The 15,640-nt window shown below is 30.6% G+C and carries 7 protein-coding genes; 6 read left to right on the top strand and 1 reads right to left on the bottom strand.

The genetic code is table 11. From position 1 onward, the window contains the following. Window positions 1-29 precede the first annotated feature (29 nt). The 6 genes from manA (at window position 30) to Q0998_RS00540 (ending at window position 11,807) form a co-directional block, all read left to right on the top strand. The gene (gene manA, locus Q0998_RS00565; RefSeq protein WP_299664726.1) at window positions 30-1,232 is read left to right on the top strand and encodes a mannose-6-phosphate isomerase, class I; all 1,203 of its coding nucleotides are present in this window, start codon (window positions 30-32) and stop codon (window positions 1,230-1,232) included. A 72-nt stretch (window positions 1,233-1,304) separates the two neighbouring features. Beyond that, on the top strand, window positions 1,305-2,429 hold the full coding sequence (locus Q0998_RS00560; RefSeq protein ID WP_299664723.1) for an ROK family protein: 1,125 nt from the start codon (window positions 1,305-1,307) through the stop codon (window positions 2,427-2,429). Between the two features lie 15 nt (window positions 2,430-2,444). Then, complete coding sequence (locus tag Q0998_RS00555) at window positions 2,445-4,781, top strand: GH92 family glycosyl hydrolase (RefSeq protein ID WP_299664721.1); 2,337 nt, start codon at window positions 2,445-2,447, stop codon at window positions 4,779-4,781. A gap of 253 nt (window positions 4,782-5,034) precedes the next feature. Further along, window positions 5,035-9,075 carry a T9SS type A sorting domain-containing protein gene (locus tag Q0998_RS00550; RefSeq protein WP_299664718.1) on the top strand — a complete coding sequence of 1,347 codons (4,041 nt, stop codon included), beginning with the start codon at window positions 5,035-5,037 and terminating at the stop codon, window positions 9,073-9,075. A gap of 45 nt (window positions 9,076-9,120) precedes the next feature. Further along, a complete protein-coding gene (fucP, locus tag Q0998_RS00545; RefSeq protein ID WP_299664715.1) occupies window positions 9,121-10,443 on the top strand; it encodes an L-fucose:H+ symporter permease in 1,323 nt (440 codons plus the stop codon). A 353-nt stretch (window positions 10,444-10,796) separates the two neighbouring features. Then, window positions 10,797-11,807 carry a T9SS type A sorting domain-containing protein gene (locus Q0998_RS00540; protein WP_299664712.1) on the top strand — a complete coding sequence of 337 codons (1,011 nt, stop codon included), beginning with the start codon at window positions 10,797-10,799 and terminating at the stop codon, window positions 11,805-11,807. Between the two features lie 1,017 nt (window positions 11,808-12,824). Here Q0998_RS00540 and Q0998_RS00535 read toward each other — a convergent pair. After that, window positions 12,825-15,638, bottom strand: a complete 2,814-nt coding sequence (locus Q0998_RS00535) for a fibronectin type III domain-containing protein (protein ID WP_299664709.1) — start codon at window positions 15,636-15,638, stop codon at window positions 12,825-12,827. Between the last annotated feature and the right edge of the window lie 2 nt (window positions 15,639-15,640).

Genomic DNA, 15,640 nt, shown 5'->3' with positions numbered 1-15,640 from the left:
TTTTATAACTTTATCCTTAAATAATAAAAATGTCGAAAATATATTCTCTAAAAGGAAAAATTCAAAATTATGCTTGGGGTGGTACTCAATTTATTCCAAATTTAATAGATATAGAATCTAATGGAGAAAAATGTGCTGAATATTGGCTTGGAGCTCATAATAATGCACCATCAGTAGTACTTGTTGGAAATGATGAAATTCCTTTAAATACATTTTTAAGTGAAAATTTATCAGAGAAATTAGGTGAAAATATTGCAGATAAATTTGGACGATTGTCTTTTTTGTTCAAAGTTTTAGATGTAAAAGAAATGTTGTCCATTCAAGTGCATCCAACTAAAATTGAAGCAGAAAAAGGTTTTAAAAAAGAAAATGAATTAAAAATTCCACTAACTGCAACTAATAGAAATTATAAAGATGACAATCATAAACCAGAAATAATGGTTGCGTTAAGTGACTTTTGGTTGTTGCATGGTTTTTTACCAAAAGATCAAATAATTGCAACTTTAAAAAGTATTCCTGAATTTTCTCATTTATTGCCCATTTTTAAGAAGGAAGGTTATTTTGAATTGTATAAAAATGTGATGGAGCAATCTACGGAAGAAAGCAATAAAATTTTGCAACCTTTAATAGATAGAATTTTACCAAAATATAAAGCTGGTGAAATCAAAAAATCAAATCCAGATTACTGGGCTGCAAAAGTAGTAGATTCTGCAACAAATACCTCAGTTTTAGACAAAGGTATTTATTCAATTTACTTTTTTAATATTGTAAATGTAGGTAAAGGAGCAGCTGTTTTTCAAGACGCAGGAATTCCTCATGCGTATTTAGAAGGACAAAATATGGAATTGATGGCAAATTCAGATAATGTTTTAAGAGGAGGATTAACACCAAAACATGTAGATGTTCCAGAATTGTTAAAACATGTTACTTTTGAGCCAACTGTGCCCAATATTATGAAAGGAGATTTGCAAAAAGATGGTGTAGAACGTATTTATAAAAGCCCTGCTCCAGATTTTGAATTGAGTCAAATTTCATTGAAAAAAGAAGAAAAATATACTGGAACTTCAAAAACTGCACAAATTTTAATCGTTTTAGAAGGTACAGTGATCATCGCTGAAGAAGACACAGAAATTTCTCTTAAAAGAGGAGATGCAGTTTTAATTCTTGCCAATGCTTCTTATAAAATTAACGCGCAAAACAAATCAATTTTGTACAAAGCAACGGCTCCATAATTTACCAAATATCTAATCAGCACACCTAAAAAATCACAAAGTATAGCCCTTTTTTGAAGAACAAATTTCAGCATGAAAAATGAAATAAAGAATGACCCGAGAATTGTAATGACTTTAGATGCCGGTGGTACAAATTTTGTTTTTTCTGCCATTCAAAATAACGAACAAATTATAAAACCTGTAAGATTACATCCTAATTCAGATAAATTGTCTAAATGTTTAGAAACAATAACTAAAGGTTTTGAAACTATAAAAAATGGGCTAACTGAAAAACCTTCAGCCATAAGTTTTGCTTTTCCTGGTCCTTCAGATTATTTAAATGGAATTATTGGCAATTTGCAAAATTTACCTTCATTTAGAGGAGGCGTTGCTTTAGGTCCCATGTTAGAACATTATTTTAAAATTCCTGTCTTTATTAATAATGATGGTAATTTATTTGCGTATGGCGAAGCTTTATTTGGCAATTTGCCAGCAATAAATGCAGCACTTTCAGAAATGAAAATTTCTAGAAAACACAATAATTTAATAGGTATTACATTGGGTACAGGTTTTGGTTTAGGATTAGTTTGTAACGGGCAATTGGTTCATGGAGATAACTGTAACGCTGGCGAAGCTTGGTTGCTAAGAAATGTTCTGAATCCTGAATATCATGTAGAAAAGCATTTAAGTAGAGAAGGAATTCGAAGAAATTATGCTGAAAAAGCAAATTTAGATATCTGCAAAGTAGGTTCTCCCTTAGAAATTTTTAAGATTGGTAAAGGTGAAAAATCAGGTAATAGAAAAGCAGCGATTACTACTTTTAATGATTTTGGAACAGTGTTAGGAGAAGCACTTGCAAATATTATTACCCTTTTTGATGGTATCGTAATTCTTGGTGGTGGCGTTTCTGCGGCATATGAACTTTTTGCACCAGCCATGTTTCAGCAAATGAATTCTTCTTTTAAACTTTATAATAATAGCCATTTAAAAAGATTAGTTCCTAAAGTATATAATTTAGAAGATGAGAATGAAAGAACGCTGTTTTTAAAAGGACAGCAAAAAGAGATTACAATTCCAAAAACTGATAAAAAAATAAATTACGATCCTTTTTTAAGAACTGGAGTGGGAGTTTCAAAAAATAGCACCAGTAAATCAATTGCTTTAGGCGCTTTTGCTTTTGCAATTCATAAATTGGATGATGCTAAAAATAAAAACTAATTTTAAGAAAAAAAGATGCGTAAAATACTCTGCATATTTGTACTAATTACTGCTTATTTCTCTTGTAAAGAAGATAAAAATATTCAATCGAAAAATATAACCACGATTCATAAAAATATTTCTTTAGTAGATTATATACATCCGTTAATGGGAACAGATTCTAAATTTAGTCTTTCTAACGGAAATACATATCCTGCCATTGCGACACCTTGGGGAATGAATTTTTGGACACCAATGACTTCTAAAATGGGAGATGGCTGGACCTATAAATACAACGAAAATAAAATTAGAGGAATTAAGCAAACCCATCAACCAAGTCCTTGGATTAATGACTATGCCGCGTTTTCTTTGATGGCGGTTACAGGAGAATTAAAGTTTCAGGAAGATGAACGTGCATCTTGGTTTTCACATAAAGCAGAAACCGTAAAACCTTATCATTACAAAACATATTTAGCAGATTATGATGTTGTTGCAGAAGTTACACCTTCAGAAAGAGCCGCACATTTTAAATTTACATTTCCAGAAAATGATGCTTCTTATATAATAGTGGATGGTTTTTTTAAAGGATCTATGGTGAAAATTATTCCTGAAGAACGTAAAATTATTGGCTATTGCAGAAATAATAGTGGTGGCGTTCCAGATAATTTTCATAATTATTTTGTGGTTCAGTTTGATAAAGATTTCGAAATAAATCATACCTGGGCAGCTAATTGGAAATTGCAAAAAAACACTTTATATAGCGAAGGGGAGCATGTGGGAGCAATTATTGGCTTTAAAACAAAAAAAGGGGAAGTTGTGCATGCAAAAGTAGCATCTTCATTTATAAGCCCAGAACAAGCATTGATCAATCTAAATAGAGAAATAGGAGCCGATTCTTTTGAAACTACCAAAACCAAAGCTAAAAATGCTTGGGAAAAAGAATTAAACCGCATAAAAGTTGAAGATAACAATACAGATAATTTAAAAACTTTTTATTCGTGCTTATACAGAGTTTTATTATTTCCAAGAAAATTTTACGAGTTCGATAAAAATAATAAAGTAGTTCATTACAGTCCTTATAATGGGAAAGTGCTACCTGGATACATGTTTACAGACAATGGTTTTTGGGACACATTTAGGGCCGTTTTTCCGTTTTTTAATTTGATGTATCCAGAATTGAACGGGCAAATTATGGAAGGTTTGGCAAATACATATAAAGAATCTGGTTGGTTGCCAGAATGGGCTAGTCCTGGACATAGAGATTGTATGATTGGTTCTAATTCTGCTACTTTAATTTCTGATGCCTATTTAAAAGGTAATATTAAAGATAATAAAGTTGCTGAAACTTTATTTGAAGCAATGCTAAAAAATGCAACCGTAAATAAAGGCAGACCTTACAGTTCTGTTGGGCGAGAAGGTGTAGATTATTATAATAAGCTAGGCTTTATTCCTTATAATGTTGGCATTAAAGAAAATACGGCAAGAACGTTAGAATATGCGTATGCAGATTTTACAATTGCACAAATGGCAGATAAAATGGGTAAACCTGTAATTGCTAAAAAATATTATCAGCAATCTTTAAATTACAAAAATGTGTTTGACGCTGAAACCAATTTAATGCGTGGAAAAAACGAAGATGGTACTTTTAAAACCCCATTTAATCCATTAAAATGGGGAGATGCTTTTACAGAAGGAAACAGTTTGCATTATACTTGGTCTGTTTTCCATGATGTAGAAGGCTTAATTAATTTAATGGGAGGAAACAACAAATTTGTGGCGCAGTTAGATACTGTTTTTACAATGCCACCAGATTTTGATGATTCTTATTATGGAGAAACTATTCATGAAATTAGAGAAATGCAAATTGTAAATATGGGGAATTATGCGCATGGAAATCAACCAATTCAGCATATGATTTATTTGTACAATTATGCAGGAGTTCCATACAAAGCACAAGAAAAAATAAGAGAAGTTTTAACTAAATTATATTCGGCAACTCCTGATGGTTATTGTGGCGATGAAGATAATGGACAAACCTCTGCTTGGTATGTTTTTAGTGCATTAGGTTTTTATCCTGTAACACCCGCTGTAGATGAATATGTAATTGGAAGTCCGTTATTTGATAAAGTTACCTTGTCTTTACAAAACGGAAATTCTTTTACCATTAATGCTCATAACAATTCAAAAAGTAACTTTTACATTCAATCTACTTCACTAAATGGCAAAGCATACAATAACAATTTTATTAAATTTAAAGACATTCAAAAAGGTGGATTTTTTAATTTTAATATGACAGATAGTCCAAATTTGAATTGGGGAAACCAACCTGAAAATGCGCCTTATTCTTTGAGTTCAGAATTGAATAAAGACTAAAATTTTTAAATACCATGAATGAGATTTTATAACAAAAAATTGGCATAGCTCATTATTAAACCAATGTTTTAAAGTTTTATCATATTTAACTCCATATTAATTTTAATTTAATTTGATATTAATTTCTTTTTAACCTCTTTTGATTTATTTGTAGTTGTTATAAAAACACAACTGAAACCAAATAAAAATTTAGCTCATTAAAAAGATAACTCTCATATTCATACATTTATTTTTTATTGCATCAATACATTTAGTGGCCCAAAACACTGGTTCTAAAATTTTATTACCTGTAGAAGTTTTGGGCGTAGAAGGTACTATTGAAGAAAGAAAATTTACAATTCACGAAAGTCAATTAGAAAACATTGATCAATTTTGGTTGCAAGTAAATAATTTGAGTTACCAAAATAAAGCTTCCATCAAAATAAACAATCAAAATTGGTTAGATTTAAATCACAATACCACTAAAATTGAAAGCCCAGAAAGAGAAAGAGGAGGAATGGTTCATGGAGGTTATGGAACCATTCGATTTACAATTCTGGCACAAGGTTTTGTTGTTGGAGAAAATACAATTCAATTTCGTTTTAATACTTCTGATGGAATTTCTAGTGGTTTTAGAGTTGTAAAATTAAATTTAATCAACAGAAATGGAAGCAAAATTTTAGGAGATGATTATTTTTTAGAGGATGATCCAAAAACATGGAAAAGCCCTTATAAAGATGCTGCAAGTATTAAAGCAGGCAAAGATTTGTGGTATGATGCCTCTCTAAAAAACAACTATTTAAAAGTTGATAAAAAGGGATTTTGGTATGGCTACAAACTAAAAAGTCAAGAGCCCATAAAGGCAAAATGTGCTTCTTGTCATACGCAAGACGGACGAGATTTGGAAATTTTTAGTTATTCAAATAAATCAATTATAGAAAGAGCCAAATTTCATCAACTTACTGAGGAAGACGGTAAATTAATTGCTTCTTACATCCGAAGCTTATCTGAAGAAAAAGAAAATGTGGGTAGATATGGCCGTCCTTGGAATCCGCCATATCAACCAGGACCAGAACTAGAGCACAAACCTATTGAAGAATGGGCTGCAGGTGCAGGTTTAGAAGCTGTTTTACAAGCAGATAAAGAAATGCTTCCCTACATGTTTCCAAATGGTGTAAACCAAGAAACCGTTTACAATCGTTTCGATTCTGATAAAATGGTAGACAGAACATTGTTGCCTATAGCTATTCAATTCCCAGATTGGAAGAGTTGGTTGCCAATGATTCATCCTATGGATGCATATTCTAAAGATGATTATTGGAATCATCCACTTAATCAAGGAGGAACTGCTTTTTTTCCAAAATTTGGTTACCAAAGTTTTAGAGCGTATTTAGAAGCAATGCCACCAGCAAATAGAAATCCTGAAGATTTAATGAAGCAGAATGAAAGATTTTGGCGTCATTATAGATTTTTTCTTGCAGATGGAAGACCAGATAGAAATTTAGGTGAGCATTGGAGAGAACCAAACGGAACTGCTACCCAACATCTAGGTGATGGTATTCCAAGAGAATTTGCCGCTACAAGTTTAGCACGATTAATGGCAGTTCAGTTTTTTGAAATTATGAACGAATTTGATTTGCAAGACAAAGCACATTGGTTTGCAAAAGAAGAAGATCAACCTGCAAAGCGTCAATGGTTTGGCACAAGATATCAAGTTTTTGAAGTTCCACCTCATTTTCAAGCGTGTGTTTCTGAACAAGAATTACCCATAAATGATGGTTATAATATTACAGGAAATTGCAATAATTTTTTCGGTCAAACTGAAGCCACGGGCGCTTATGAATCTACCAATTGGTACCATTTACAATTGATTATAAATGGAGGAAATGGAATGGTGTCTCATAATTCTCCAATGGATTATAATTACCATCCAGGTTTTATTATGAAAGCGAGTAAAAAATCTGGAATTTACGAGCCTTTGCGCTATTATCATTCTCTAAATGCCATGTATCAATTTAGATCTTGGTCTGGCGCAACAACTCCAAATAACGGAAAAGGATTTAGAATTAGAGTGCAAGGTCCTTGGCATATTATTGGGCGCACAGATAGTCATCAATTAAATAATTTTAAAGCAAGTATTTGGCCAACATTTTTAGATAATGTAAAACTAGGTATGAGTAAATGGGTTTTAAATGCGCAATTAAGACAGTTTTTAAAGGAAGTTAAAAAACCAGAAAACAGTTTAGATTCTTGGAATAGATTGCCAAATGGTGGAAGTAATGAGCTGGATTTTAGAAGTAAAAAAACATTAGATTTAAAAGAAATGTCCAATTTTGTTGGACTTCATTATTGGGCGGATAAAATGTATTATTTAATTCCTGAATTTTCTAAACTAGGTGTAGCTTGTGATATAATTGAAGAAATGATTGATTGGTCTTCTAATGCTTGGCCAAATATTAATTGGGAAACTTTTAGAAATAGTGGTGAATTACAATTAAACCTTCTAGTAAATAAAGAAGAAACTTGTAACATACACCCGAATAAAATAATTGCTCAAACAGCAAATGAAGGAGAAAATCCTATTTATGAATGGTGGGTAAATGGAGAAAAAACAGCAAATCATCAAAAGGAATTTGATATTAGTAATTTTAGAGTTGGTACAACCTTAACATGTAAAGTTACCAGTAGTAAAAATTGTATTTCTAATAGTTGGGTAGCAAAAGAATTTATACTACCAAATGAAAGTGTTACTATAAGAGTTCGTAAAAATGATGAGAATTGGCAGAAATTAAATAATTCTATTGTCTGTTTAAATGATTCAATGGAATTTAAAATTGAGCCAGAGCTTAACGAACCATTATTTTGGTTAGATGCAAAAGATATTTTTTCTGATGGAACAAAACCTACTGAAGGAATTAAAATTGGGCAATGGAAAAACAAATCTAAAAGCAGTTTTACAATGTCTCAACAATCAGATATAAATTTAAAACCTACTTACAGTGAAACTGGCATGAATGGATTACCAACTCTATTATTTGGTGCAAATAATGCAAACGGATTGGAACTTTTTCCACAAAATAATGATGCTGTTTTAAACGAAAATTGGACGTTGCTAGTAGCTGGAAAATATTACAGAGCTACTGCTGGAGATTGGAACGCAATTTTAGGAAATGAAAAAGATAATGATGGATTAGGGGTATATTTTTCTCGAAAAGATGGCAGACACAGAGTAAAATTTAATGGAAGCAACAATCATGGAGGGTATTACGAAGATGGTAGCGATTTTATTTTGATGATTACTAAAGAAGGAAAAAAAATAACAACATATATAAATGGAAAGGAAGAAGAATCTTTTAGTGGTTCTGGCGCTAATATGGAAACTAGCAGAGCTTTTTATTTAGGACAGTCTGCAGGAGGAATTTCTAATTCAGGTTGGTATCATAAAGGACCAATTTCCGAAGTTATATTTTACGATTACAACATCAATAAGACTCAAAAAGAGTATTTAGAGGGCTATTTAATGCACAAATGGCAGTTTGATAAAGATTTACCAGCAAGTCATAATTATAAAGAAAATTCTCCAACAGATATTATTTTAGAAAATCCAAATGGAGAAAAATTCATATTTGATAACAATATCAGTTCACATAAAATTCAGTTTAAAAATGCCCAAATTTTAGGGGAATATAGTTTTAAAAAAGCAAGTTGCGAAAATTCAAAACTTAATTTTAATATTATTAATTCTACAATTTTAACTGATAATTTTATAAAATATAGCATTGATAAAGATCGGTTTAAAACAGGAGGTGAAATAGAAATTACTGAATTAAGTGATCTAGAATTGTTGCCAAACTATACAATAAAAGGAGATTATCAATGGGAAAAACCTGATGGAAGTTTATTATTAGTGAACAAAGATCCAGAAAAATTTACAGTTCATTTAAATGATAATTTAAAGGTTTGGAAATTACATGTATTAAAAGACGATTCATCTTGTATTTTAAATGATACCATTTATAAAGTTGTTTTAAAAGTAACAGAAAATACATTAAGCTTAAAAGAAAACTCGCTTTTAAGCCAAATTAAAATGTATCCCAATCCTACAATAGGTCTTATTAATATATTTATTCCAAAGAAAAATTTATTGAATGTTAAAGCTACTGTCTATAATACGTTGCGACAAAAAATTCTTTCTAGTACTTACAATCTATCAAACGGAATTATGAATCTTTCACTTGAAAATATTCCTGCTGGAATCTATTTTGTAAGATTAGAATTAGAAGAACCCATAATTTTAAAAATAGTTAAAGAGTAATCAAAATAAATCATTTAAAAATATCAAAAATTTAAACCAAGCTGTATGAAGAAAATACCCATTGTAGAAAAAAAAGTTCTAATTCCGTTTATATTAGTCACCTCATTATTTGCTTTATGGGGCTTTGCAAATGCAGTAACAGATCCTATGGTTCAGGCTTTTAAAAAGGTATTGGAATTATCTAATTCAGAAGCTGCTTGGGTACAAATGGCATTTTATGGCGGTTATTTTTGCATGGCGTTGCCAGCTGCCATGTTTATGCGAAAATTTTCTTACAAAGTTGGTATTTTAATTGGCTTAGGTTTGTATGCAACGGGTGCACTATTATTTTATCCAGCAGCTCAAACAGAAAGCTTTGTTTTCTTTTGTTTGGGTTTATATATTTTAACTTTTGGATTGGCATTTTTAGAAACGGCTGCAAATCCATATGCCCTAGCAATGGGTGCTAAAGAAACGGCAACACAACGTTTAAATTTAGCCCAAGCATTTAATCCTCTTGGATTGATCATTGGATTATTTGTAGCACAACAATTTGTTTTGAAAAACTTAAAATCTGATGATGTTGAAAATTTTAGTGCTTTAGACGAAGCTTCAAAATTATTAATGAAAACATCTGATTTAATGGTTATTCGTGATCCCTATGTAATTTTAGGTCTAGTTTTAATTGTTGTTTTTGTAATTTTTACTATCAGTAAAATGCCACAAGCAAAAGAGGAAGGTGGCATGCCAAAAATTGGAGAAACATTTACTGTTTTAAGTAAAAATAAAAAATATGTGCTAGGGGTTTTAGCGCAGATTTTCCATACAGGATGTTTAATTATGTGTTGGACGTATATTTACCAATATGCAGAAGCTATAGGGATGGATGGTGTTACTGCAGGGTATTATCAAATGGCTGCTTTTATATTATTTACTATTGGGCGCGCTGTAGGTACGTATTTATTGAGATTTTTAAGTTCTGGTAGACTTTTAATGTATTTTGCAATTTTAGGAAGTGTATTTACACTTGGTGCAATTTTTATTCATGGCATAATTGGACTGTATAGTTTAGTAAGTATTTCTTTCTGTATGTCTTTAATGTTCCCTACCATTTACGGAATTGCTTTAGGAGATTTAACAGAAGAACAATCTAAAGTGGGTTCTGCAGGGCTAATTATGGCAATTGTTGGCGGTGCCTTAATGCCAAAATTACAAGCTCAAATTATTGATATTGGTGGCAACAGAGTTGATGATATTTCAATTTTAGGGGTTCCAGAAATTAATTTTTCATATACTTTACCTCTACTTTGTTTTATTTATATCGGCTGGTATGGACTAAAAATTTTTAAGGATTATGAATCTAAAAAGAAAGTTTCGCTTATTAATTAATTGCTGATTCAAAATTAGACAATCTACAACGTTGCTTTTTTATAAAATTTATAACCTATTAGATATTCTGAAAACATTTTTTATAAAGAAAGGTTTCATTTCAAATATTTGATAGGTTGTTTTTTCATAATTTCTAAAACACAAATTTTTCATTAGATTATTTAATATTTTTTTTACTTAAGCTATTATTTAAGAGAATGAAACCAAATTTTTCTCAAAAAAAATAAATTTTTATTGGATTAATCTCTTTTTAAGTATTAATTAATTGTCAATTATCCATTTATTAACAAACAAATTTATGTTTGTATCAAATTAAATCTATAAAAATTATTAATCCTTTAAACAATTTTATTATGAAAAAAATATTACTTATTTTATTAGTCACTGCATTTGGTTCTAGTGTAACTTATGCACAAACAGTTTGGAGTGGAGCTGTAAGCTCTGAATTTGCAAATAATGATAATTGGTCATTAGGTTATCCTGGCCAAGCTGCTTTTGGAAATCAACAAGCTATTATAGAAGGAAATTCAGATGGGTCTTTACCAGACTGTATTATTACTACTGCTGCAGATGCAAAGTGGTTTGAATTTGGAAATGGTGGTATTTTTGGCTCTATAATCGTTAAAGATAACGCAAGCTTAACCAGTACAGATAGTGGACATTGGTCTGCAATTGGTTGGACAGGAAAAGCAAGACTTTTAGTAGAAGCTGGCGGAACAGTTACTACTGGTTCTCATCTGTGGTTAGCGTTTAATCCAGGTGCCCAAAGTACAATTGATTTGTATGGAACACTTAATGTTGGAGCAATGTTTGGAATAAACTTCGAAAGTAAGGCGGATGCAACCTCTTCAGCTTCAGTAACTATTTATAATGGTGGAATACTTAATTTATCTCAATTAGCTTTTACTGCTAATCCAGATAATGGTACACAATCTTTTAATGGAACAGTATCTGATGAGTCTGTAAAAGTTATGGGTGGTGGAAAAATTACTTTAGGAGGAGATCAAGTAGATAATTTTAAAACACTTGCTAACAATGAAAAAATTATTGCTCCAGGAGGAAGTATTGAAGTTAATTATGACGCTACTACTGATTTAACAACAGTTACAAGTAACGCACCTTTAAGTGTTAAAGATTTTGCAACTTTAGATTTTGAGTTATTTCCTAATCCAAGTTCTAATTTTTTACAAATTACCTCAAAAACAACTATTTCTAATGTGAAAATTTATAATAGCTTAGGAAAAATGGTTTCTGATACTAAAGAAGCTAAAGTTGATATTTCTGGTTTAAGCAGAGGTTTTTATATTGTTAAAGTAAAAGACAATGTAGGAAACTTAGGTTTAAGAAAGCTTATTAAAGAATAACATTCTTTCAAAATTAATATTAAAAACGGTGAGGTGTTTATATCTCACCGTTTTTAATATATATAATTTTGGATTCCTACTTTAGAAAATATACTAGATTAGTTATACGAAGAGAAAATAAAGATTATTTTAAATTTATTCTCAAGTCTCAAATTGGCAGAGTTGTATTTCAAAATTAAATTGTAAAACGTTGTATTAAGAATATTAATAAATTTTTGACCTTCAATTGCAAAAAAAAATACGATTTGAATTAGCTAAATTAAAACTATTTAATCGAAAAGAATTTCTCGTGGCTCTGCCTCTGTTTCTGTTGAAACTGTCATTCCTGTGAACCTGCCTGCGGCAAGCAGGAAAGGAATCTAAATATAGTCCCAAATGTTGTCGGGATGGTTTTTGACCTTATTTCGAGTCAAAATAAATCCAGCGAAATACCTCTATGTCTCTGCCTCGAGGATAGTTGGTTTCAAAAAATCTTTATTTAAAAATATCAAGACAATTGCAACAAATTTTGTTTTCTATTTAAAAAAATAATAATTTGTGATTTTAGTCTTCATTAAAATTAGAACTTTCAATACCAACTTCGTATACTATTTATTTTATACCATAATATTCTCGTTTCATTTTATATTGCATAGAACTATATTTAGAGTTTTAACTTATGTAAAAACCCTTTATGATTACAATAAATTCTATTAAATTGAGAAAATTTTACAGTTAAAATAAGTAACTTCTGTGTAAATAAAAATTTTAGCAATTAAAATTTCTGGGTATAATTTTTCGTTTCTCAAAATTACTAGAAGTATCATTTCCATAAAAATAGAATTTGAATGTACATCGAATATATTAATTAATAGTACAGAAAGGCTTTACCAAATTAGTTAGAAAAGATTCATAATAAAATTATATATAGTTGAATTTATAATACTTATACATAATGCTATTAATAAATGAGTTATAATTTTTTTAAAAAAATAGGCTGTCTTTTCAGACAGCCTATTTAATAAACTAATAAATAAATTAGTCAACTTGAATTTTAACTGATTTCTCAATTTTATTCTTCTGGATAATATTTACAATATACAAACCTCTTTTAAGTGATGTCATATCTACTCTAAAATTAGTTTTATCAGATTTCATAGTTAACACTTCTTTACCAACTAAGTTATAAATAGTTACTCTATCTATTTTTTCTTTAGCATTAATTCTTAAATAATCTGAAACAGGATTTGGAAAAATATTTATTGTATTACTTCCAATGAGAATGTCTTCCGTAGATAGTGCTCTATCTCCTTTATATTCTATTACAAGCATAGCACTTCGTGCTACTTCACCTTCTCTATATGCGTAGGGTGCTCTAGTACCCGTTCCTGTTATTAAGAAAGTCATTGCATTTGCCAATTTCCAATCATCTCCATCTACTATCTCTTGAACAATAGTTTTTAAATCTGGTGAATTATAAATATCACCACTTCCATTTTTTACCCAAGCAGGTATGTTATCCCAAGCTACAGATGCATCTGTTTTTGTTCTTTTAGATATATTAAAATTTTCCGCTAAAAAAGGTTGGCTACTACCTGTTTTTTCACCTTTAATAACTAAGCTTGTAGCTTCGCTATTATCTTGTTTTGCCGTAAATTTCAAATACGCATTTTCAATTAAAGCATTTCTAGGTACCTTAATGCTATCGAATTTAATACCAACAAGCTGATGTCTTTGATCTGTTCCAGAGTCATAGCCCATTTCTAAATCAGAACTTCCTGTACTAACTTTACCTAACACTTTTACATCTGGACCATCTATAGCTTCTTCTGCATCATCTATTACGTTTATGGTAATAGTTCCATCTTTTGGAATGCCTGTACAATTACAATTTCCATCTTCTGTATCAAAAAATGTATTTGCGTTTCCATCATCACAAGAAAGACCATTTTCTGGACATGGCTCTCTTAGTACCAAAACTAATTTAGGTGGAGCTTCTGCATCATTATAATCAAATGATTCTGCTTTCCTTTTGCCTTCTCCAGTAAATATAAATGTAATTGAATTTCCTGGTTTCCAACCGTCTAATGTTATAATTTCAGATATAACTTCATTTAAACTTGGAGTTCTTTCTTTTAAATCTGCAGATTCATCTGTCCATTCTGGTATATCATTCCATTCAACTACTGCATTTGTTTTTGTTCTATTGGAGATGTTCTTATTATCTGATGAAAATGTAGAACTATTAATATTAGATTCTCCATGAATCATAAGCTTTATTACATCACTATTATCTCCTGAATTCTCTACTTTTGCTTGAAATTGAATATAAGAACGAACAACTTCTGAACCTTCTGTAAGATCTACATTATTAAAACGAATTCCAACAACTTGATCATCTCCGTCTTTTATAATTTCTAAATCACTACTGCTAGTACTTACATTTCCATTAACTGTATTTTCTTCAGCATCATCAGAACTTACTAATACTTTATATTCTTTATTATAAATATTTAAAGGTAAAATACCTGCACAACCACAAAGACCATCTTCTTGATCATTTATGGTATCTGGGTTTCCATCATCACACGCAGTTCCTGCAACAGGACAATTATTATTATTTTCATTAGAAACGGTAACGACTGCTCCAGATCTTGGTGTAAATATATCTAAATTTGCAGGTAGTACAAAAGGCTCGTCATTTCCTAATTCTGCTACTTCATCAGCATTATCTACTTTAATAGTTCTCATTTCTATTTCACTCTCAGAAACATAAATCAATTTAAATTGATTAAATGCTCCAGAACTTCTTGTCCAAGATTTGTCTTTGTTTGCTGGTCTTAAAGGCGCTCCCCAAGATCCCTCTCCTGCGTAAACAGTTCCCCTTTCTTGATCAATTTCAAAACCTTGATCGCTATTTGGTCCAGATGATGGTTTCACTGGCCATGTTGTCTTAGCAACATGTGAATCGCAATCTATAACTAAATTTACATTATTATCATAAAAAATTTGTGCCCATGCTCTATAAATATTGTCATTATTTCCTTTAGCCGTTGTATGAGGCTTCATTGGTTTATGATATTGAGCAAATCTCCATTTTGTAGCTGCTGCTGTAGCCAAATCACTATTTAACCAAGTCAATTGATCGCCTGTTACAGAAATTTCTGTATTTAGGGTATAAGTTCTCACTAAATCTTTACCAAATGTTATTGCATAGTAAGAATTTTCATTAGATGTATTAAATAAATTAAATATAGTTGTAGCATCTTCATGATTACCTCTTGTTGGTACAATTGGTATCATTCTCCCATCAGAAGAAGTAGTTAATTGCCAATCGTCAAACCATTCTGCCCATTGTTCATTAGAATCACTATCTGTCATATCTCCACCAAAAAGAACTGCATTTGGCTTTAATTTACTTACTAGTTTATTGGCATTTTGTCTTGGTGTTCTATTGTTTCTAGAGTCTCCACCTGCAATAAAAGATAAACGGCTATTATCTGCATGAACTGTCCTAAACCAATACCTACTACTTGTACCTTCACTATCTTTTATTACAAAATAATAATTTGTGTTTGCGGTTAAGTTGCTGAGTTCAACAAACTGATTTTTCATTCCTCTAAAATCGACAGATTTATCTACGGTTTTAGAGTCTGTATACATAGTAAAATCTATACCTTGATCTATTGTTCCATAATAAACTGTTGCATTATCACCAGAAATTTGATTCCAGGCAATAGTAATTGTAGAAGAAGGATCATCTAATAAAATAAGACGATACTTATCTGTATTTGCGTAATGGTTTAGGCAAACCAATAGTACCAAAGAAAAAAGTAGTTTTTTTAGATTCATTG

This window comes from uncultured Polaribacter sp. (assembly GCF_947501385.1).
GTDB lineage: Bacteria > Bacteroidota > Bacteroidia > Flavobacteriales > Flavobacteriaceae > Polaribacter.
This window is presented reverse-complemented; position numbering and strand designations above follow the sequence as displayed.

What these genes read in the sequence shown, in the direction of transcription:
- manA (WP_299664726.1), top strand. Translation starts at nt 30, where the DNA reads ATGTCGAAAATATATTCTCTAAAAGGAAAAATTCAAAATTATGCTTGG.
- Q0998_RS00540 (WP_299664712.1), top strand. Translation starts at nt 10,797, where the DNA reads ATGAAAAAAATATTACTTATTTTATTAGTCACTGCATTTGGTTCTAGT.
- Q0998_RS00555 (WP_299664721.1), top strand. Translation starts at nt 2,445, where the DNA reads ATGCGTAAAATACTCTGCATATTTGTACTAATTACTGCTTATTTCTCT.
- Q0998_RS00535 (WP_299664709.1), bottom strand. Translation starts at nt 15,638, where the DNA reads ATGAATCTAAAAAAACTACTTTTTTCTTTGGTACTATTGGTTTGCCTA.
- fucP (WP_299664715.1), top strand. Translation starts at nt 9,121, where the DNA reads ATGAAGAAAATACCCATTGTAGAAAAAAAAGTTCTAATTCCGTTTATA.
- Q0998_RS00560 (WP_299664723.1), top strand. Translation starts at nt 1,305, where the DNA reads ATGAAAAATGAAATAAAGAATGACCCGAGAATTGTAATGACTTTAGAT.